20 protein-coding genes and 1 pseudogene are annotated in these 21,519 nt (G+C 45.4%); 16 read left to right on the top strand and 5 right to left on the bottom strand.

Annotated features, from left to right (window positions below):
• The 3 genes from AC3OH0_RS05390 to AC3OH0_RS05380 all read left to right on the top strand — a co-directional run.
• Positions 1 to 1,931 (top strand): ABC transporter substrate-binding protein (locus AC3OH0_RS05390; protein ID WP_498345046.1); only part of this gene is annotated, 1,931 nt, incomplete at its 5' end.
• Between the two features lie 86 nt (positions 1,932 to 2,017).
• Positions 2,018 to 3,121, top strand: a complete 1,104-nt coding sequence (locus AC3OH0_RS05385) for an ABC transporter permease (protein WP_498345045.1) — start codon at positions 2,018 to 2,020, stop codon at positions 3,119 to 3,121.
• 11 nt (positions 3,122 to 3,132) lie between these two features.
• Positions 3,133 to 5,061, top strand: coding sequence for an ABC transporter permease (locus AC3OH0_RS05380; RefSeq protein WP_498345044.1), 1,929 nt, complete (start codon positions 3,133 to 3,135; stop codon positions 5,059 to 5,061).
• Here AC3OH0_RS05380 and AC3OH0_RS05375 read toward each other — a convergent pair.
• A complete protein-coding gene (locus AC3OH0_RS05375; protein WP_498345043.1) occupies positions 5,058 to 6,122 on the bottom strand; it encodes a radical SAM protein in 1,065 nt (354 codons plus the stop codon). The two genes, AC3OH0_RS05380 and AC3OH0_RS05375, sit on opposite strands and share 4 nt — an antisense overlap.
• Positions 6,123 to 6,210: 88 nt before the next feature.
• On the opposite strand from AC3OH0_RS05375, the gene AC3OH0_RS05370 reads away from it, so the two are divergent.
• From AC3OH0_RS05370 to AC3OH0_RS05350, 5 genes are read left to right on the top strand one after another with little or no spacing between them, the layout of a single operon-like run.
• Positions 6,211 to 7,176 (top strand): ABC transporter ATP-binding protein, encoded by a 966-nt coding sequence (locus tag AC3OH0_RS05370; RefSeq protein ID WP_193435659.1) that lies wholly within the window; start codon positions 6,211 to 6,213, stop codon positions 7,174 to 7,176.
• Positions 7,177 to 7,181: 5 nt separating this feature from the next.
• Positions 7,182 to 8,300: an ABC transporter ATP-binding protein gene (locus tag AC3OH0_RS05365; RefSeq protein ID WP_498345042.1), complete on the top strand. Its 1,119-nt coding sequence runs from the start codon at positions 7,182 to 7,184 to the stop codon at positions 8,298 to 8,300.
• A gap of 56 nt (positions 8,301 to 8,356) precedes the next feature.
• Entirely contained in the window at positions 8,357 to 9,418 is a 1,062-nt protein-coding gene (locus AC3OH0_RS05360; protein ID WP_498345041.1) for a hydroxymethylglutaryl-CoA synthase, read from the top strand.
• 6 nt (positions 9,419 to 9,424) lie between these two features.
• On the top strand, positions 9,425 to 9,844 hold the full coding sequence (locus AC3OH0_RS05355; RefSeq protein WP_498345047.1) for a Zn-ribbon domain-containing OB-fold protein: 420 nt from the start codon (positions 9,425 to 9,427) through the stop codon (positions 9,842 to 9,844).
• A complete protein-coding gene (locus tag AC3OH0_RS05350; protein ID WP_498345040.1) occupies positions 9,834 to 10,640 on the top strand; it encodes a hypothetical protein in 807 nt (268 codons plus the stop codon). The genes AC3OH0_RS05355 and AC3OH0_RS05350 overlap by 11 nt, the downstream gene beginning before the upstream one ends.
• Here the strand turns inward: AC3OH0_RS05350 and AC3OH0_RS05345 are convergent.
• A complete protein-coding gene (locus AC3OH0_RS05345; RefSeq protein ID WP_498345039.1) occupies positions 10,598 to 12,184 on the bottom strand; it encodes a radical SAM protein in 1,587 nt (528 codons plus the stop codon). The genes AC3OH0_RS05350 and AC3OH0_RS05345 overlap by 43 nt on opposite strands.
• A 54-nt stretch (positions 12,185 to 12,238) precedes the next feature.
• On the opposite strand from AC3OH0_RS05345, the gene AC3OH0_RS05340 reads away from it, so the two are divergent.
• Positions 12,239 to 13,465, top strand: a complete 1,227-nt coding sequence (locus AC3OH0_RS05340) for an aminotransferase-like domain-containing protein (RefSeq protein WP_498345038.1) — start codon at positions 12,239 to 12,241, stop codon at positions 13,463 to 13,465.
• On the opposite strand, the gene AC3OH0_RS05335 is transcribed toward AC3OH0_RS05340, so the two are convergent.
• On the bottom strand, positions 13,439 to 14,338 hold the full coding sequence (locus AC3OH0_RS05335) for a hypothetical protein (RefSeq protein WP_498345037.1): 900 nt from the start codon (positions 14,336 to 14,338) through the stop codon (positions 13,439 to 13,441). The genes AC3OH0_RS05340 and AC3OH0_RS05335 overlap by 27 nt on opposite strands.
• Positions 14,339 to 14,422: 84 nt before the next feature.
• Between AC3OH0_RS05335 and AC3OH0_RS05330 the strand changes: the two genes are divergently transcribed.
• Genes AC3OH0_RS05330 through AC3OH0_RS05315 form a run of 4 tightly spaced genes read left to right on the top strand, consistent with a single transcriptional unit; the run spans position 14,423 to position 16,216 of the window.
• Complete coding sequence (locus AC3OH0_RS05330; protein WP_498345036.1) at positions 14,423 to 14,794, top strand: DNA-binding protein; 372 nt, start codon at positions 14,423 to 14,425, stop codon at positions 14,792 to 14,794.
• A gap of 11 nt (positions 14,795 to 14,805) precedes the next feature.
• Positions 14,806 to 15,189, top strand: a complete 384-nt coding sequence (locus AC3OH0_RS05325) for a hypothetical protein (RefSeq protein ID WP_498345035.1) — start codon at positions 14,806 to 14,808, stop codon at positions 15,187 to 15,189.
• A 4-nt stretch (positions 15,190 to 15,193) separates the two neighbouring features.
• Positions 15,194 to 15,460 carry a hypothetical protein gene (locus AC3OH0_RS05320; protein WP_498345034.1) on the top strand — a complete coding sequence of 89 codons (267 nt, stop codon included), beginning with the start codon at positions 15,194 to 15,196 and terminating at the stop codon, positions 15,458 to 15,460.
• A complete protein-coding gene (locus AC3OH0_RS05315) occupies positions 15,461 to 16,216 on the top strand; it encodes a DUF2192 domain-containing protein (RefSeq protein WP_498345033.1) in 756 nt (251 codons plus the stop codon).
• A 7-nt stretch (positions 16,217 to 16,223) separates the two neighbouring features.
• On the opposite strand, the gene AC3OH0_RS05310 is transcribed toward AC3OH0_RS05315, so the two are convergent.
• Together AC3OH0_RS05310 and AC3OH0_RS05305 are read right to left on the bottom strand one after the other, a co-directional pair.
• A complete protein-coding gene (locus AC3OH0_RS05310; RefSeq protein WP_498345032.1) occupies positions 16,224 to 18,854 on the bottom strand; it encodes an ATP-dependent helicase in 2,631 nt (876 codons plus the stop codon).
• A gap of 54 nt (positions 18,855 to 18,908) precedes the next feature.
• Entirely contained in the window at positions 18,909 to 20,321 is a 1,413-nt protein-coding gene (locus AC3OH0_RS05305) for a glycosyltransferase family 2 protein (RefSeq protein WP_498345031.1), read from the bottom strand.
• 60 nt (positions 20,322 to 20,381) lie between these two features.
• Between AC3OH0_RS05305 and AC3OH0_RS05300 the strand changes: the two genes are divergently transcribed.
• The 3 genes and pseudogenes from AC3OH0_RS05300 to AC3OH0_RS05290 form a co-directional block, all read left to right on the top strand.
• Positions 20,382 to 21,023, top strand: coding sequence for an MBL fold metallo-hydrolase (locus tag AC3OH0_RS05300; RefSeq protein WP_498345030.1), 642 nt, complete (start codon positions 20,382 to 20,384; stop codon positions 21,021 to 21,023).
• A gap of 30 nt (positions 21,024 to 21,053) precedes the next feature.
• Positions 21,054 to 21,344, top strand: coding sequence for a hypothetical protein (locus tag AC3OH0_RS05295; protein WP_498345029.1), 291 nt, complete (start codon positions 21,054 to 21,056; stop codon positions 21,342 to 21,344).
• Positions 21,325 to 21,519: pseudogene (locus tag AC3OH0_RS05290) on the top strand (sugar kinase); the annotation flags it as partial. The gene AC3OH0_RS05295 and the pseudogene AC3OH0_RS05290, both read left to right, overlap by 20 nt.

The raw sequence follows: 21,519 nt of genomic DNA, 5'->3' as shown, positions 1-21,519 counted from the left end.
CAGTATTGTATGGAACAGACCCTATGGAGTTCCAGTGGCACATGTACACTGAGGGTTGGGGTAAGAGCGGTATTGACAAGTATGATAGTGGAACCATAGCCCAGTTCTGTGCTCCCTGGGTCGGCTACATGCCTGGTTGGCAGGAGCCTACATTTTGGAATTACGAGCACCCAGAGATAGACGAGATCACCTTAAAGATTTACCAGGCCCAGTACAAGAGTAAGGAGGAGAGGAATGAGCTCTACAGGAATGGTACCCGGTTATGTATTGAGGAGTCTGTTAGAGCATGGGTTGTAACCAGGCTCGACACCTGGGTGGCTTGGGACTATGTCAAGGGACTTACCAAGGACCTGGGTGCCGGTCTCCGCGGAATATGGAACCTTCGCGAAGCATATGTTGAGGGGAGAGCTGATAAAACGCTGAAGGTTGGACACTTATGGGTTTGGACATCAACTAGTGAGTGGAACATTTGGGGCGGTTTCACAGACGTGTACAGTGTTGACTGGGAGAGGGTTACCTACGACCCCTCTGTTTGGAACCACCCGTTCAACGGTGTTCCAATACCGTTTAGGTCTAGCTATGTTGTCTTGACAGCGGGTCCTGACGGCAACATGACTGTGCCCACGACCGCTAAGATATTCGATGCAGCAACAGACACCTGGAAGAATGTACCGGAGAATACGACAGCGGTTAGTAAAGTAGTATTCGACCTGAGCAAGTATATTGGTGCTAAATGGCACAATGGAGTAGAAATAACGATGGCAGACGTGATCGGCTATGTTGCAATGATATATGACTTAGTCTACGATGATTACTACAAGACCTTAGAGTCCCGTATAGTGTCGAGCACGAAGCCGTGGCTTGACACTGTGAAGGGTTGGGAGTTCGATGTTCAGAACAAGAGGATGACTGTTTACGTTGACTACTGGCACTTCGATGAAAACTACATTGCATCATGGGCGACCGTCACCCCTATTAATCCGTTGGAGATTCACATCGCCACCTTCGAGCTAGCCTTGGACAGGAGGAATGAGACCAACCTGGTGCTCTACAGGAGAGAAGGCTATCAGACATTCAGCCTCGTCTACCCGAACCATGTAACCCTTGTCAAGAACACATTGGCAACATACTCAGACAACAGCGCGGTGCTTGCGAAAGCGAACAAGTATGCTAACGGATTATTGACGATGACAGAGTGGAACCAGAGAATACAGGCTGATCTAAACTGGATAAACACCTACAACCTGGCTTGGATAAGCAATGGGCCGTTCATGCTGACCAAGATGGACACTGTTGCAAACAAGGGTGAGATGACAGCGTTCAGAGACCCAACTTACCCGTTCAAGCCGGGTGACTGGTACTTCGGTTCTCCCACCCCGTCCGCGGTGAAAAGCATCACAATAGTTTCAGACATTCCCAACAAGATAGTGCCAGGCAGGGAAGCAGTTGTAAACGTTGAAGTCTCCGGTATTCCACCGCTATACCTCAAGTACATGTTAAGAGACCCCTCGGGCCAAATACTCGTTTTCGCTGAAGCTACAAAGTTAGACGACTTCCACTTCAAGATTGTCATGGAGCCGGAGCTTACAGCAGGATTAGAGTACGGTGCTAAATACACCTTGCAGTTAATAGTAACCTCTGACGTGGTAGCTACACCTGAGATCGCGAAGATACCCGTTGATATTGCAACCTACGCTGAAGTGTTGAACTTGCAGCAAGAAGCATTCCAGAGGGCCATAGGCGAGTTAAGAAGCGCGATTCAAGCATTGAGCAACAAGGTTGATGCACTACCAAAGAACCCTGCCACCCCAGAAGATGTCTCAGCTTTGAAGAGCACTGTCGACTCACTCAGCACGATAGTGTACGCGACACTAGGATTAGTTGTCATAACTCTGATAGTGTCTGTAATACCCTTAATAAGGAAGAAGTAATAATTTCAAACCCACTTTTTTTCACGAAAACTTTTTATTTCCCTTCTTTATAAGGGTTAAAGGTAATGTGTTAATCGGTGAAAACCATGCCTGGCGCAGGCTATGTTATCGCGAGAAGGGGTTTGATCCTCCTGTTTTCATACGTTATGATCATTATCGTCGTAGCCGCCATTATGGAGGTTACGGGTTACACTCAAAGAATATATGAAGCAATAGTTAAAGAATCTGTTCAGGCTGAGATACAGGCTTTGGTAAGGGCTGGACGCCAGTTCTCACCAACAGAGCTAGAGCAGCTTAGAAAAGACTTAACGATATACTACAGTAAAATGTATGGACTAATAGATGAAAACGGTAACCCCATACCTCCATACGTGAGAATGTGGATACTGGTCGGGAACGCCTTGACCTTCAACCTTGGAAAAGCAACAAAAGAAAGCGTTGCGCAGCTTGCCAGCAAACTACCACCCGTGCCTGTTGCAGAGCTTATCGCCATCGTTCTCCCGAGAACAATAATAATGATCACTGTGGCCGACATAATAATGGCATCGATAGCGCTGATGTTAGCACCCAGGATCGCATACAGGCACGGCGGTTTTCTCGACAGGGCTATAATAACTTACTTCGCGGTCTTCAACGCTATACCGCTATGGTGGCTCGCAATGATTTTCATACTCGTCTTGGGCTATCAATTGAAAATATTTCCGACAAACCTGAGGCCGGTTTCAACATACATGATGAACTTCTGGAACGACCCTCTAGGTAATTTCACACAGATCGCATACTACGCCGCTCTGCCTATCATAACCATAGTGGTGGCAGGACTTGGCGGATGGCTTTACAGTGTGCGAGCAATGGTGTTGAGAATAGTTAGGGAGGATTACGTTGTCGTAGCCAAGGCTAAAGGGCTTCCTGAACGCGACATCGCTAGGAAGTACATTCTACGAGTAGCGATATCCCCAGTGCTCACCTCGGTCATTCTCTCACTGGCCTACTCCCTCGGCGGATTCATAATCACGGAGTCAGTGTTTGACTGGCCCGGGATGGGCTCGCTGTACTACGCTGCTTTAACAACCGGTGATACTCCGACCGTTATCGGATTATTCGTGGTTACGGTAGGTGTCTACATTATTGCTAGGTTCGTACTAGAGATATTGTACATTGTTTTAGATCCACGTGTTAGGGCTAGGTAGGGGTGGTTGAGATGGCTGGGAAGAAAGAGCTAACTCTGGCAGACAAGTTAACTCTTAAGGTAATCAGGCCGTTGAAGAATGTCTTCAGAGACCTTTTAAGGTATTGGGCAGGTAGGGTTGGCATAGCCATAATCATATTCCTGATCGCTACGTCAATATACGCAGCCCTAGCATTGCCTGCAGGATTTATTGCGAGATGGGAGAACGCAGCGTACTGGGATGAAAACCCGCAGTGGGCTCCTCCCACATGGGTTTCGATGTTCGGTTCACCGGTGGCTGAGTCGTTGGTGATTTCTAAGACAAGGCCTGACGAGCCCTTGGTTCTCGACAGCGGAAGGTTCGTGGTTAAGTATATAGGAACATATAGGCTTGAACAGCCGGCTTTCCCACAAGACTTAGTGTTAAAGCTCTTCGGGCTGAAAGTAGTGAACGTGTCAGGGACAATATATGTACCCCATATTGTAATGGTTGTGACAAGACCGGATGGATCCGTTATCCAAATGTTTGAGTCAGACATCGCATTAGGAGGAAACGAAACAGTCGAGTTCATTGCTACAAGAGACTTGAAACCAGATATTTTCGACTTGTGGAGAATATCGAACTCCCTGGCAACATACTATAACTTCACCGTACCCTTGGAGATAGTGGGCAGCAACGTAACGCTACAGAGAATAGGAGAGTCGATAATTGTTAGTAAGCTCAGGGATGAGGTTAGGCTGAAAAGGTCATCCTTCCTGTTCGGACTACCAGTATTGGAAGTTGGAAAAAAGGATCAAACACCCCAGTTGAACTCGATCACGAGTTCGCTAAACTTCCTGATTGAGAGGATAAATGTTACTAACGAGCAGGTCGCGGATATCAAGCAGAGATTAGTAGACGTGAGGGACCTCATAGACTCGCTACGTAGTGAAAACAAAACCCTAACGGACTTCCTCAGAACCCTGGAGAAGGCTCAGGCAAACCTGACTCTTACATGGAAGATAGCCTTCGTCGATCTCTTACTACCTGTAGAACAGTTGGACATGCTCAACAATATTATTAAAGATGTGTCAAAGTATATTGAGCAACTGTACACCACGGACGCCTTCTACAATATAAAGATCACCACCACTCCTTTAACAGGGAAGTATGAGTTTATCTTGACGATTTCGTATACTGCTAGGGATGAGTTAAGGGAGATAGTGAGCTCTCCAGCTGACGAAGTTAGGATAATCGTAAAGGGGAACGCGTATGGGTTTTCAGGAACCGATGACCTAGGTAGAGACTTGCTACAGGTGCTTCTATATGGAACCCCGATCGCTCTCGCGATCGGTTTAACCACGGCGATAATAACAACTTTCATAGGGGTATTTGCAGGAATAGCTAGCGGTTATTATGGAGGTATCATAGATGAGGTCATTCAGAGAATAGCAGATATTATTGGCAACATACCCACACTGCCTATATTGATTATTCTAGCGCAGATAGCTCAGACAGAATACGCACAGTACGGTACAGAAGTAAAGGCTTTAATGACGATATTGACCATAATCGGAGTACTGATCATCTTTGGATGGGGAGGCTTAGCCATCACTGTGAGAGCGATGACTTTATCGATTAAGGAGGAGCCGTACATCGACGCAGCCAGGGCTTTAGGAGCCAGCAATTCAAGAATCATCTTCAAACATATATTCCCGCAGGTAGCAATGTACGCTAGTGCATCACTCGTAGCCAGCGTTCCCGGCGCAATCCTGAGTGAGGCTGGTTTGAGCGTTCTAGGTATAAGGCACGGATGGCCTACATGGGGCGCCATCCTCTCCAGAGCCAGAGACACTGGGAGATATGATATCTGGTGGTGGATTGTGCCGCCTGGAGTAATGCTGTCAATAACATCGCTCGCCTTCATACTGCTGGGCTTAGCGATCGAGAAGATAGTTGAGCCAAGGCTGAGAACACTCTAAGCTTCTCCCACTATTTTTCCAACATAAATTCCATCCTTGTTTTCAACAATTTTTACAATATACTTTCGACCAATCGCGGCTACACTTTTCTCTCGGATCAGAGTTATCAAGCGGGGTTCACCATGAAGGGTAACACCCAGGAACTCGCCCTTGAGCCAGCCCTCTGCAACGATCATGGCTCCAACTAATTCTCCTCTACGGTAAAGGATTGGAATTCGCCTATCGTAAGTCATACCCCACTCGTTCATATCCCATCGCAGTCTAGCACCTATTTTTCTCTCAAGTTTTTCAAGCCACTTGTAAAACTCGCTCCATGATACTTGCTTGACCCCGAGACGGTTTCGCCCATGTCTGTGCACGTTGAATTTTTGAACAGTAGTGGGGGGCCACTTCTTGCCTGCCCCAATTCTCAACGCCCAGTTTAAAACATCCTCGATGTCTTGATCGTTTAATCCTGGAAGCCATAACGGGGTAACGTGGAGGTCAATGCTTGTCTCCTTAACCATGTACTCAGCCAGCTCAGCAACTCTCGCCGGATCATATGATTCCAGACCGTAGAGCATCTTTGCCTTCTCTCTGTTGAAAGTGTCGAGGCTTAGATTAACTCTGTCAAGCCCTGCTTCCCAGAGCTTGTTGATAACTTGCTTGGAGAGCGGTGCGCCATGGGTTTCCAGTGCTACGCTTTTAACTCTTGGATGTTTTTTCAAGGATTTTATCAAGGAATAGATGTATGGATATGTTAATCCTTCTCCAACTGTGTCGATAAGAGCCTCAACCATGGCGGTTTTAACTGAAGCAACCTGGTTGAACGCTTCCAGCAACGCCTCCAGATCCATAAAGTACTCTGCATGTCTCCTACTTGATAGGGGTCCTGCGTCAACGCTGCAGAATGCGCAGTTCATTGGGCAAAGGGTTGTTGGGCGAACCTGAACTACGTTCGTCCCTCTGTCGATCACGCCTGCAGCTATGAAACCGAGACCCGGCATGCTCCTGGGCAAGTAGTAAAGAGGCCTCCCGGCAAACCTTCCTATCAACAAAGGCTTATCCATTCCGGTATTCATGGTTCATACTTACCTGGAGAAATATTTAAAACTGGTGGGTTGTTTTTATAATATTGTGCTCCCTGACTAATAAAGAGGTGCCTTATGTTTGCCAGAAGTATTGCTTGAAGCAAGGAATTTGAAAACATACTTTTACACAGCTAAAGGTATTGTGAAAGCTGTTGACAACGTGTCCTTCGAGCTTTACAAGGGGGAGGCCTTAGGGATTGCCGGGGAATCTGGGTGTGGGAAGAGCACACTAGCCTACTCCTTGATGAGACTTGTACCGCCCCCGGGCAAACTAGTCTCCGGGGAAATAATTTTCCAGGGCAGGGATATCACCAAGCTTAGTGAGGAGGAGTTCAGGAGAGAGGTTCGGTGGAAAGGGATTTCAATGGTTTTCCAGGGTGCAATGAACGCTTTGAACCCTGTCTACAACATAGGTGACCAGCTCGCCGAGGTGTTAATGCTTCATCAAAACTACACTAAGAAGGAGGCCCTGGAAACAGCCAAGAAACTGCTGGAGATGGTTGGTATCGAACCCAGGAGGATCAAAAGCTACCCGCACGAGCTAAGCGGTGGTATGAAGCAGAGGGTTGTAATAGCAATGGCCCTTGCCTTAATGCCTCCACTAGTCATAGCTGACGAGCCAACCACAGCTTTAGACGTGGTTGTTCAGGCCCAGGTAATGAATCTCTTGAAGCGTTTAAGACGGGAGCTTGGACTATCGGTAATACTGATTTCTCACGACTTAAGCTTGATAGCTGAAATAGCTGATAAAATTGCTATAATGTACGGCGGCAAGATCGTTGAGTACGGGACTTCCGAGCAGATTTACAATAATCCGCAACACCCATACACCAAGGGATTGTTGAACAGTATTCCGAGACTACACGGCGAAATCAAGGATTTAACATGGATTCCTGGAGTGCCGCCAGACCTTATAAACCCACCTCCGGGTTGCAGGTTTGAACCAAGGTGTCCATTCGCCCATGAAAGATGCAAGGAGGAGCCTCCAGTTGTTGAAGTAGAGCCTGGACACAAGGTTGCATGTTGGTTGTATGTTCAGAGGTGATTTGGATGAGCGAGGAGCGTGTTTATCAACCAGAAGTAACTAGTGAGACAATATTGTTTGCGCGAAACTTGAAAATGCACTTCCCGGTTAGGAGAACATTCATAGACGTGTTGAAGAAAAGTCCAAAGCTGACCTTAAAAGCGGTTGACGGGGTATCATTCGATGTTAAATACGGGGAAGTCTTTACTCTTGCAGGAGAGTCAGGTTGTGGTAAGACTACAACCGGGAAGCTGGTGATAAGGCTTCACACGCCGACCGAGGGCATCGTTGGGTATAGGGTGTCGAAGGAGATTGCTGAAGAACTAGGACCAATTGTTGAAAAGGCGAAGGTAAGCGAGTACGGGCACGTCAACATTGGAGCCATCCCGTTTAAAACCTACAAGCCGATTAGGAGGGAAATTCAAATGATATGGCAGGACCCATACGGTAGCTTAAACCCTAGGAGAACAATATATGAGATTCTTGAAGAACCCTTAGCAATCCACGATATAGGTGTGAGCAAAGAAGACAGGTACGATATCGTGGCGAAAGCTCTTGAAGCAGTGAAGCTAACTCCCCCAGAAGACTTCATGGAGAGATACCCGCACATGCTCTCCGGCGGGCAAAGACAGCGTGTCGTTATCGCGAGAGCGCTGATTCTCAACCCTAAGTTCCTGGTTGCCGACGAACCTGTCTCAATGCTTGACGTATCCATCCGTGCTGAAATACTTCAGTTAATGATGGAATTGAAGAACAAGCTCGGGTTGACATACCTGTTCATAACACACGACCTCGCTGTTGCAAGGTATATTTCCAACAGGCTCGCGATAATGTATCTGGGCAAGATTGTTGAGCTCGGAGATGCGAGAAGGGTTATCGAGAACCCGTACCACCCGTATACGAAAGCGTTGATAGAGGCTATACCAGAGGCAGACCCGACGAGGAGGCTGAGCATTCGTGAGATACCTATTAAAGGCGAGGTACCCTCACCTATTAACGTCCCTCCAGGTTGCAGATTCCATCCAAGATGTGCGGCGCTCGATCAACACCCAGAGATTAAGGACCTCTGCACGAGGCAGGAGCCTCCGCTGATCGAGATCGAGAAAGGTCACTATGTGGCCTGCTGGCTCTACGCTAGAAGGTAAAAGATAAAGGTTTTATTTTTAAAAACATATCTCTCTTTTTCCGAGGGCTGGATTTCATGAATCCTGAAGAGAAAACTGGAATATTGGGCTGGGGCTCCTATATTCCCAGGTGGCGCCTGCCCTTAGCCGACATTGCAAGAGTTTGGGGTTTCAACCCGAAGGAGCCGGAGGAATTGAATGTTTTAGAAAAAAGCGTTCCAGGCGTGGACGAGGACTCTGTGACCATGGGCTGGGAGGCAGCTAGAAACGCTTTGAAACGCGCAGGTATTGACCCAGGAGAGATAGGACTGGTGTGGTTTGGAACCGAGAGCAAGCCCTACGCTGTTAAGCCCTCTGCTACAATCATAGCTGAAGCATTAGGCATAACGCCTGATACCATGGCTACCGACTGGGAGTTTGCGTGCCGAGCAGCTAGCGAGGCCTTGCGTGCTAGCATTGGCGTAGTAGCTTCTGGGATGGTTAAATACGCGCTAATAATAGGCTCAGACACGGCTCAAGCCAATCCGGGCGACGTGCTAGAGTTTACGGCATCCTCTGCTGCAACAGCTTTAATAGTTGGTCCGCGAGAAGGGGCTGCAGCGTTCTTCGAGGCAAGCTACACTTACGTCACGGATACCCCGGATTTCTGGAGGAGGGCGCACGCCCACTATCCCCTCCACGGCGAGGCATTTACGGGAGAGCCTGCTTACTTCCACCACATAACAAATGCGGTTAAAGGCTTGTTCGAGAGGACTGGGTTGAAACCGGATGATTTCGACTACGCCATCTTCCACCAGCCAAACGGAACCTTCCCGTTGAGAGTGGGGCGTATGCTAGGGTTCCCTAAGGAGAAGATCCTTCCAGGCTTGGTGACACCTTACATCGGCAACAGTTACAACTCATCAGCACTCATAGGATTGTCCAAAGTGCTTGACGAAGCTAAGCCGGGGCAGAGGATACTCCTAGCTCCATTCGGTAGCGGTGCCGGTAGTGACGCGTACAGCATAGTTGTGACTGAGGAGGTTGTTCATAGAAGGGAAAGAGCTCCTAAAGTAAGTGATTACCTGCAGAGGAAACAATTAATAGATTACGCATTGTACGCGAAGTATAGGGGGTTAATCGACAGGATTAAGGGGTGATGCATGGTGAGAATTTCTATACCTCCTACGTGGAGAACTCGCGTTGACAGGTACAGGTTAAAGGCTACTCGTTGCAGGGAATGCGGAAGAACGGGGTATCCGCCTTCAGAACTCTGTAGGTTCTGCGGGTCCAGGAATACTGAAACCGTTGAGCTCATAGATGAGCGGGCGAAGCTTATTACTTGGACAGTGATTTACAGTGCAATGGATGGTTTCGAAGAGAGAAGACCGGTTATTATAGGAATATTAGAAACCCTGCATCATAAGGCCAGGATCTTGGCACCTTTAACAGATGTGTTGCCTGAGGAGCTAAGGTCTGGAATGGAGATGGAGCCTGTTCTCAGAAGAATAACCGAGGAAGGAGAGTCAGGATTAATAAATTATGGAATCGCTTACCGCCCGGTGCTGAAGAAGGTTGAGCAATGAACTAACCTTAATTCTAGAGGAACTTAAGAAGACCCCGTGTCCCTTTGAAAAACTAGATGAGCTAGAGCTCAATGAGAACTTGAAGGCTTTTTTACGCCGCAGAATTCTCGAGGAATTTTTTAACACTCCAACCCCCTTTATTTCATCAACAGTCACCGACTTCGCGGAAAATCCCGTGTACAAGGGTCTTAAACCAATCGGGTCTATGGAAAAACCCATTGGCTACTTGGGAAGCATTGTAATAAAAACTAATGGTGATAGTGTAACTTCTCATTTAATCCTGGATTTAAACCTTGCCACTCACGCCAGAGAGATCCGAGAAGCCGTTAAGATGCTTGAGAAGGGAACGATTACTGTGATAGGGAAACAATTCCGCGATGGCGATGAAGAACTAAACTATTTGCGAATGCTTGTGGGGAATGCTTACAAAGCAGAAGTAGGAATAGTTTTCGAACCCCACGGCACAAGGCTTGAAAACTTCTCCAAGCTCATTCAATTCAAGGAAACATTCTTATACAAACTCTACCATTGGCTCGTCTTATTTGAGATATATTCAATGCTTGAAATCCCTGTAGCGACGGCAGTTTTAAACAGAATCCTCAACGTCCGCCTTGACTCAGGTGATGATAAAACCTTACTGTATGTTGCGTTTTCAACATATTTTACTAAACCCAGCTACAACCCGTTCGTTGAAGAGTTGTTAAAAATTCTTGGAGTAAGCGGCGTGGAGGATATCCCTGTAATAATAGGAGTTTACTCCCTGCTCAGCCTCCTAGCCTTTTCCATGAAAGAGTAAATTATTTCCGCCTGGATACGGCTGGGAACGCTTTTCTCATAAGGAATTTTTATGAAGGACCATGGTAATGTCTCCTCGAATCTGTATCCATTGAAAACTCTTGATAAATCAATGTTAAACCTCTTGGCAACCTTTTTGAAACCATGTAGGCCACCACCTTCTTCAGCCCATGTTGCGATAAATTTTCCAAGAGGTTTTTCAGAGAGTGAAAGAAAAGCCTGTATCAATGACCATTCGATATCGTATGCTCTGCTCTCGACAAGACCTTTTAGATATTCCATGTAAATCTTGAAAACCTGTTTCAACTCCTCCATATTCTTCATACCGAAATATTGGAAAGGTGTGTGAGGCTTAGGTATGAGAGGGTTTAACGACACCACTGCTCCCCGATTCTTCTTTTTTGCCTTGCTTATTACGCGCTTTAAACATTCGATGTTCTCCTTTACAGATTCCAGGCCTTCCCATGGAGCACCATAGACCAAGTATATTTTCACATTAAACCCTTTGCTCAAGGCTGCTCCAATTTTCTCTTCAAACCATTCACAAGGTTTGACGTACTTGAAAAACAATTTTTGAGTGGTTAAACTGAAGGATTCGGGGGCAACGGTTATGGTTTTCTGGTTTAAAGCCCTTAGAAGTTCAAGCAATTCCTCATTTATCAAGTCTAGTCTTATGGATGGCTGAGATGCTATTAAATTGTTCTCCATCATAAACTCTAAAATTTTCAAATGGTCTTTTCTAACCGGAAATGAGAGAGAGTAAAGGACCACCCTTTTTTCTTCTGGATTATAGGTTAAATGTTCCTCTATCAGCTTCTTCAATAAACCAAGGCTCCTCTCCCTGTAGGGAGCCATGACCCTTGTTTCCATGCAGAAAGAGCACGCGAACACGCATCCTCTATTAACTTCTAACTTAAAACCTCTTCCAAAAACGGGTTCAATCTCCGTGTTCATTATCTGTCTAACCGGGTAGAAGCACGCGTTTAGATCGGCAGGATAAGATTTAACCACTTCGCCCTCGGTTAAACCTGGGACATAAACATAGCTTAGCTTGCTTACTTCTTCGAGAAATGCTTTCTTATCCCCCTTAAACTGAAGCCAGATCTCGACGATTTTATCGAGACTGCTTTCAACCTCCCCTATGACGAATACGTCTATCAAGTCTGAAAACGGGATCGGATTCGCCATTACCACGGGTCCTCCAGCGATGATGGGAGTTTGCCGAGCCTCCCTGAAAGGATTCACCCCGCCCGCCTGGAGAAGTCTTACAAGGTTAACTATATCGGGCTCGTAATGTATCGAGGTAACTATCAGGTCGAAATCTCTCAGGGGAGAGCGGGTTTCAATAGACCTAGCCTCCTCCTCAGCCCCTGTCAACCTTTTGATGCAGAATCTCTCAGCATATATTTCAGAATGGTTATTAAGAGTGAAATATATGAGATCGGAGGCCAGGCTGGAGATCATCACTTCGTATAAACTAGGATAAATAAATGCTACTCGCGAGGATGCTTTTAAAGGGTTTTTATATACCGTATTTAATTCCATTTTCGCTTACCAAAAAGTTTATATTCTATCTACACGTATATATCGAAACGGTGTATGGTTTTGCCCGATTTCACAAAATACTACAGTGAACTAGCTAAAAAAGTTAAAGCCTCGGAGATTAGGGAACTACTGGCTCTGATAAGGGAGAGAAAAGATGTGATAAGCTTCGCTGGAGGAATCCCCGACCCGGCTATTTTCCCGAAAGAGAAGCTGGCGGAAATTGCCAAGTTCGTTATTGAAGCATATGGCGATGACGCGTTACAGTATAGTGAGACTAAAGGGATCATAGAGGTAAGGGAGACGCTGAGCGACTTTGTCTTAAGATACAGGCATATCATCGCTGACGCTGAGGATATCATAATTACAACAGGTAGTCAATCAGCACTGGACATTTTATCTAGGACGTTTATCAACCCCGGCGATGTGGTGATAACGGAGAACCCGACATACCTGGCTGCGCTTGGAGCTTTCAAGAATAGTGGTGCTAAAGTAGTTGGAATACCCATTGATGATAAAGGAATCAAAACAGATGTCTTGGAGCAAAAGTTGAAAACACTTGTAGAAAACGGAGAGCGAGTTAAATTCATATACGTAATACCGGTCGGGCAGAACCCTGCTGGCACAACCATGGATAAGGACAGAAAGCAACACCTTCTAGAGATTGCTTCAAAGTACGACGTCCTCGTTGTCGAGGACGATCCCTACAGCTATATTATCTTTGAACCAAACGTCGAGGTAGCATCGCTCAAAAGTATGGACTTTGAGAACAGAGTCATATACATGAGCACGGTTAGCAAGATCCTGGCGCCAGGCTTGAGGATAGGTTGGATAATAGCACACTCTGAGTTAATCCGCAAGTTTGAGTTAATAAAACAGTACATCGACCTCCACTCTCCTACATTAAACCAGTACATTGTGGCTGAAGCCATCAAGAGGGGAATTATTATGGAGACCGTGACGAAAGCAGTACCACGGTACAGGAGGAAGCGGGACACAATGATTAAAGCCATAGAAGAGGGGATGGGCGAGCTGGTCAGCTTCTACAAGCCGGTTGGCGGACTCTTCATATTTGCATACGTTATGAATGAGAAGTTCTATGCAGACTCACTGCTTGAGAAAGCGTTGAAAGAATACAAGGTAGCCTACGTCCCAGGCGGGAGCTTCCACCCAGACGGTAGAGGCAGGAATAGCATGAGGCTCAACTTCAGCTATCCAAGCGAGGAACAGATTGTAGAAGGGATTAGAAGACTGGGGTCATTCGTTAGGAGTAGCGTGAAATAGTTTAGAGTATTTAACAATCACCCCAAGCCCTCTGGGCGGTATGAGCCCCAGGGTTTTTTCAACATCGTCTACTTCAATCACTCTTATCTCATTCCTCACTTCTCGCAAGCCTTTTTCAACCTCATTAAAGCTTTCAACCCTGAAACTTGTAACCCTTTCTATTAACACCTTCTCCTTCAAGGGAAGCCTCAGGAAGCTTGTGAATGATAAGGGGGAGACAATGATGTGTTGTGGATGGGTTTTCTCGATGACGACTCCTGTAAGTATAGGGTTATAGGAAGTCACCACCAATGATTTAACTGTCTCCGGTATTTCGCCAAGGTTTTTATAGACTTTAAACCCGAGCTTGCAGGCCTCTCTTGAATCCTCCCCGCAGATAAACGCTGGTTCGAACTCCCTATTCCTTGAGAAAACCCCGGTGAGGATTGAAAGTAGTTCACAGCCTAGTATTAAGGGGTTATCATGTAGTTTTTCCGCGATCGCGTACGCGTGATGAACAAGAGGAGTCAATGCTTGCAGAGCATGTGGTTTTTCAACCGCGCTGTGAACATAGCCCGTGGGAAGCGTGACAAAGTTGCCTAATAACCCATTCCTATCGACTCCTAGGACTTCATCGTTGTGGAAAGGGGAGATCACTATGTTCTTACCTATAATGCTAGAGTCATCATTATAGGTCTCAACGACTTTCCCAATCCCCATGGATCCCGGCGTGACAGGTATCTTGAAAGGCATCAAGCCTGAGGTGACTAATTTCTCGGGGAATCCAAGGTATATTGTTAAAGGCTTCACCAGCATGTGCCCTGGGCTTAACGCGATGGCGGGATTTTCCATGATTCTCAGCGAACCATCGAAAACTACAACCTTCTGCTTCAAACCCTTTGCACCAAGCAAATAATTATGGTCATAATCCTATAAATAGTGGAATATCACAAAATAATCCTTGTTCGAGGGTTGAAGTTGAACAAGGATATCGGTACAGAGGATTATGAGATGGAAGAGAAAGCACCCCTGATCCCGGTTGAATGGCTCAGCAAGGAGGCACGGTTTAAAATAATTGAAACGTTGATATCTACGAGAAGCTTAGTTGATTTAGCGAGGAATTTAGGGGTTACACCAACTGCTATAAGGAAGTATTTGAAGAGAGATACACACCCGAGCAATGAAGTTATTAGAAGAGCACTAGCCATAATGGAGCCTTACGAGGAGGAAAAGATTCATATGATAATTATTCAAGACATTCTTTCTGCTTTGAAAATGTTGTATGATAGTCTTGATGAAACCTATAAGGAGCGGATACGTAAAATCATAAAGGAAACAATTCTACAGTAACGGTGGGATTATTGAATCACATCCCTTTTATGGCTTCTGGGAAAATTGTAAACTCCTACGAGCTCCTATACAAATACTATGATGCCTGCAGGGAGTTGAAAGGCGAGAGCTGCGGGCCAATTCCCTCATCTGATGATTTGAAAGAGCTTGAAACCCTAGTTAAACAGCAGGAAGCAGCAAACCTCGGGGTATTAATTGATCATTTTTCTAAGAAATACTTAGAGGAAATCCAGGAGACCCCTGCGAGAATCGCCTGCAAGAGTTTTTTCGGCAAGGAAGTGGATACTGTTCACTGCATGACCAAGATTGCCCAGCTAGTAGCATCATGGCTGATTGAGATAGCGGACAACCTGGGTATAATCAGTTTAAAGTTTGCTTGGCGGAAAGGTGCTTAGCTGTTTGAAAGAAGAGAAATTAACCCAAGCTCTGGCACGGGTTATTCAGGTATTGAATAATGAGTATGGAAAAGTAGAGCATATCTTTATAAAAAGAGGCCTTAAAAACACGACAATCATTATTAAGCTCGAGAAAAATATTTCTAGTATCAGAACCGTTAAGATAAAAGTAAGCAGTGACGGATCCAAGATAAGGGTTTACACAGGGGCTACAAGCTTGGATCTGCGGCTTAAAAGATTGTTGAGAACCGGGCTCTTGAAGGGTGATTAGATGCGGGAGAGATCTCCTTACAAGAGGAGGATTCAAGTCGCGGTTAGCATCTTAAGCGAGCTGTCCAAGAGGACTGGCGAGTTGACCCGGCCATATGTCGTAGAGTTTTTGAGAAAAACATACGAAAGGCAAGGGCTACAGCCTATAAGAGGGAAAGCTCTACCGCAGGACATATATGATAAGGAAATGGCAACGATATATGTAGTAGGGAAACACGGGCTAAACCTGCATGAGGAGTATCCGGAGCTTTTTGAGAAAGTATTCTATCTTGAGGAATCATATGAGAAAGCCGTGGAAAATGTTTTGAAAGGAGACTTCGAAACAGCTAGAAAAATATTGAAAGAAGTCTCATCAACAGGCGTTATTGATAGCAACACCGTTGCTCGAATGCTGAGAATACCTTTAACGAAGTTGGTACTGGGGTTCGCGAAAGAGGAAGAGTTTGCCACCATCCTTAGAAAAACCATGGAAGCTTTCCCAGAGGAAGAGGCGACGGTGTTGAAATATGCTAGGTTTTACGTTGCTTTCAAGCTTGCCGAAATGATATTTCGCGGTGAGGTGAAATCGAGAGAGTATAAAGAGGCTTTGAAAAAGGCATTAGCTATTAGAATAGGCTTTTCAAAGGCTACTCCAAGCGATGATTATGTGAAGGCAATAGCGGAATCAGTGTTCGAGCTGTCGGATCAAGATTTAAAGGATATTTTAAAGAAGCCTAGTGAAGCGGCAAACACTAGTGATAAGGAGAAGAGCGGTTAGTGCTTTATTAAGAATAGTCATGGAGTTTCTCCAAAACTTTCTCGTGAAGCCTTCTCAGAAGCTTCCTCATATCCTCCATTAGCACGACGTCACTGTATCCGTGCACGACGATGCTGTGAGCGAAAGGCGATGGCACGTCTAACGGACCAATTTCAACAACTCCTATTTCACCACTCCTTATTTTCTCCAAAATCTCGATAGCCTCGTCTAGATGCATGTAATCCATGAGAATTTCTCTATAAGTCTCCTTTAACACTGGGAAATTCTCTATCTCCTCAACTGCCTTGAGCAGTTCTTCAGCGTTAACCTGGAGCTTGGATAAGCTTTTCTCCGAGTCCCTATATTTTCTGAGGAGCATGAAGCTTCTAACGGCAACATGTCTAAACCGTCTCTTGATCAACTCTGTTTTCCTTAGAACTTTAACTAAATCAGCATATATGTTTTCAGGGTCAGTGGGTAGCTCAGCGAAAATCTCAGCCCAGTTAAGCACCGGGTGTCCAGGTATCGAAATCATGAATCCGTTATCGGTAACTGTTAATTTAACGTTTACACCTAGCTTTTTCCCGATATAATATGCATAAATTCTTGACAATGCATCATTAGCTCTCCTTCCAAATAATGAGTGTACAATAACGTTTCTCCTATCCGGTTCATCGTAAACTTCTATTAAAACCGTTTTATCTGACGGTACTGGAGCCTTAGTGTATGCTTTCTGAAGCTTAACATACTCGTAAATCGTTTCAGCTGCACTTTTTGTTAAATAATAGTTTTTCATGATCTCTTCCACGACTTTCTCTCTATCCCACATGTCAATCCAATCCGACACCAGTCTCCTAAACTTTCCTACCTCCAGGGATGAGTCGTAGGCTAAGGGGAGCATTTCGCTGAACCAGCTTGGCACTGTCGGTCTTAATCCGTCTGCAGGTCGTACTTTAACCTTGAAACCCTTGCTCCCGAGATACTCGTAGACTCTACCACCAAGCACGAATAAGTCTCCTGGAGCAAGGTACTCTACAAACCCTTCTTCCAGATCACCAACGTATTTCCCTTCTGTAGTGAATACGTGGGCTTTAGACTCGTCTGGGATAACCCCTATGTTTTGATAGTATATCATTCTCGAGGTCTTTTTACGCCCGAAAACCCCTTCCTTCTCATCCAACCATATTTTCGAATATACTCGTTGATACTCGTAGAAATCTCCCAGCTCTCCTGCAAGATATTTCAACACGCTTAGAAAATCCTCGAGGGACAGTGAGTTAAAGCTGTATGATCTTTTAACCAGCCTGAATGCTTCTTCAACACTCCATTTCTTTTCTAATGAAAGCCCTACTATATGTTGCGCCAGCACGTCTAGCGGGTTTTTAGGAATCCTGATCCTGTCTATCTTCCTTTCCAAGGCCAGCTTGGCGAGCACGGTACACTCCACGAGATCATCCCTGTCAACTACTATGATCCTGCCCTTGCTGACTTCGCGAATATGGTGTCCTGCACGCCCCACTCTCTGCAGAAGCCTGGTAACGCTCTTAGGGCTGCTGAGCAGGACGACCACGTCAATGTAGCCTATGTCTATTCCCAGTTCCAAGGATGTAGAGCTAACCACAGCTTTAAGTAAGCCGTTTTTCAGCTTATTCTCGATATCCAACCTAACATCCCGGCTTAAGCTACTGTGGTGTGCTTCAATATCATCTATGTCGAAAATCCTGCTCTTCTCCATGGTCTTTTTCAACTTGAAGACAACCCTTTCAGTCGCGCTCCTCGTGTTAGTAAATATGAGGGTGGTCTTATGCCTTTTAATCACTTTCAATAGCTGATTATAAATGGCTTCATTTAGCTCTTCAGCGCTCGAATGGATGAGGTCTTCAACAGGCATTAACACTTTTATGTCTAGTTTTTTATCGAAACGTGCGTCGACAATGACGCAATCTCTAAGAGTACCATCATCCTTATATCCTACCAGGAACGATGCAACCTCCTCTAACGGGGAGATAGTCGCGCTTAAACCCACTCTCTGAATACTTTTCCCTGTAATGTTTTCAAGCCTCTCAGTGCTTAGTGAGAGATGGCTCCCCCTCTTGCTTGAAGCAAGCTCGTGGATCTCATCGATAATGACTACTTGCGTGTTTCTCAACTTTTCTCTAAACTTCGGAGCATTCAACGCGATAGCGAGGGACTCAGGCGTGGTTATTAGTATATGTGGAGGCTTCCTAACCATCCTTTGCTTCTCGTTAGCCGGGGTGTCGCTCGTCCTAACCGCCACTTCAATCTCGGGTAACTCTACTCCCTGGAGTCTCGCAATCTCCCTGATCCCCTTAATGGGCTCTATCAAATTCTTCCTCATATCATTGTTAAGCGCTCTCAAGGGGCTTACGTAAACCACATATACTCCCTCGGGCAATGTACCATGGGTAAGGTAGAATCGATAGAGGTTGTCAATAATCCCGAGGAAAACTGCGAGAGTTTTCCCTGTGCCTGTGGGGCTGGATACTAGTACATTCTTCCCTTCCTTCACGAGGGGAATAGTTTTCCTCTGAACAGGGGTTAAATCGCCGTATTGTTGGATTAACCACTCTCTAACGAAAGGTAGAAGGAGGTTGTAAACTTCTTCCTTAGTGAAATCCTTATCCGCGTATGTAATCACTAATGCCAACCCATTTTTTCGAATGTTTAAAATAACTTTTAAGACTCACTAGTTTCAGCTTTTGAAAACGCTACCTGGCCACCTATATGAAACATACAGATAACCCAGTGATTGCAGCAAAACCCAAAGCCCTGTCAGAACCGCTCCTGAGAATAGAAGATATATCGATACCGTGAAGAATGCTGAACCAGTTATGAACTCGACTGGAACCCTAGCACGGGATCCCGCCCTCTCAAACACGCCCTTAGGAGTCCGTTTATATGTTATTTTCATCCGGAGGAAGGCTTTAATCATGCTCCATGATAGGTAGGGAGTGAGAGCCGTCACCACCGCGGCGTTTCGGCCGAGGTTAACAATCGCAGCCCATTTATTATTCAGGACAGCGTTGATTTTCGAGTAGAGAATGTACCCGTAAACCCCTTGGAAACCGATCCATGCAACGAAGACATAATAATACATTAAAAGGTAGTCGATTTTTGTCAACGAGTAGAGTGTTGCGAGAATAATAGTGCCGAAGAATGCAAGCATCGCGGGGAGATACTGAAGAAGGAACATTAAACTTTCAATTTTCCCGAGAAGCCTCTGAGGGGATTTTACCAGCTGTTTAAATCTTGACATGAAAACATCTGTTGCCCCGTAGGCCCATCTAGCTTGCTGGATTCTCAGGCCTTTGTAGGAGCTCGGAACCTCTACATATGCTTTACAATCATCAAAGTATTCTATCCTATACCCTTTACCGATTATTCGACAACCAATCTCCATGTCGTCTTGAATTCTTTCAACATCCCATCCCCTCAGCTCTTCCTTCAGAGGTTTCGACTTGAAGATTGTTCCCGTTCCCAGCGGGAAAACACTCAGCCCTAATACAGACCTACCCTTGAAAAGTGTTTCAACCATAACCTTCATTGTTAAGCCAATGGCCTGACTCAATCTATCATCTATGTTTAAAGGCTCCCATTTCCCAACAACTCCTACTACGGAAGGGTTTTTCTCCATCAAGCTTATTGATTTTCCGAGAAGGCATTTCTCAGGCCTGCAATCCACATCTAGCGGGAAGACGTAATCTCCTATTGAAGCATATAATCCTGTGTTTAACGCCCCAGATTTAAACCCCACGGGATGCTTCCTCCATATGAGCCATACATTATACCTTTTACTCCTCCATTCGTGAAGCTTCCTGAATAACTCTTCTTTTACGTTTTCGTCATCGTCTGAAACTATTAAGATCTCATACTCGGGGAGATTAAACCCCCCAATGTACTCCAGTAATTTCTCAATATAATCTAAAGGCTCATTCCTAATTGGTACTATGAAGCTTACCGACTTGTAATTCTCCTCAATCTTTTCAAAAGAACTTTTGAACCTCCTGGAAATAATGTAGAAGAAGCTATGGGATATGTAGAACAAAATCTGGGGTACGAAAGTAGCTATCACTGCAAGCAATCCTATTAGATCGGAAACGCTCATTTCAAACCCCGGTTGAAATCCATATATAGGTTTTACAATATAATTTTAAACGTGAGTTATATGAAAGTCACGTGGCATGGGCATGCTTGCGTATCCCTTGAGTTGAGCAACGGCTATACGATAGTATTCGATCCTCATGACGGTGGAAGTATTGGGTTGGAGAAGCCGAATGTTAAGGCTGACCTTGTTCTCGTGAGCCACGAGCATTTCGATCACAACGCGGTAGAAGTTGTCAAGAAAGACAAGACCCGCGTCTTCAAGGAATTCGTGGGCGAGGCTGTGGTGGATAATGTACACGTAAAAGGGTTTGAATCATTTCACGATAAAGCCGGGGGGAAGAGAAGGGGTAGAAACACTATTTACATGGTTGATGTGGAAGGCAGGAGGGTTTCTCACATGGGTGATTTAGGCGATAAACCCTCCTCCGATGTGATATCGAAGCTCAGAGGAGTTGACTTACTGATAATACCGGTAGGCGGGTTTTACACTATTGAGCCTCATGAAGCCTGGGAGGTTGCTGAGTCGATAGAGCCGCGGAATATTCTACCAATACATTACTGGATTAAAGGATTGAACCTGCCGATAAAACCTGTTGACGAATTCTTAAAGCACGTTAAAGGCTTCAACATTGTGAGGATTGATTCAAGATCTTTCACTTTAGAGAACTATGAGAAATCAGTCCTGTTGCCCAAGTATGGATGACTTAATCTGATTTGTGAAGTGGTGAAGTAGTTGGCATATACGTGGGAGCCTAAATGGGAAGCCATTAGATTGGAGGGAAATGGGATAGTCCTGACTACGTGCAGAGATAAAGTAACCGGACTCATAGCCTGCCCGATTTGTTTAAACGCTAACTCCACATGCCTGGACAAGAGCGTTGCTCATACAGAAGTAAAGGGCGAGATCTCCTTATTCTTCTCTATGGACGACTTAATAGAGCATATAAAGAATTTCCACAGTAGGGGACTCTCCAGCAAGCTGGAGGAAATACGTAAGAGAATGGGTGAAGCAAGGTCTGACTGAGGAAATATGCATATATGGTAACCCGACGCTGGATATTATTGAGGATGATCGGGGAATAAGATGGAGCTATGGTGGAGGCGTATACTACACTAGCCTACCTCTAATTGCGAGAGGCTTTAAATTAAAAGTCTACTCCACAGTATCTCACCCGATCATAAATCACCCCGTGTATAAG

The sequence above is a fragment of the Thermosphaera sp. genome (genome assembly GCF_059755995.1).
The sequence above is the reverse complement of the archived record's forward strand: the minus strand, read 5'-3'. Positions and strand labels throughout refer to the sequence as shown.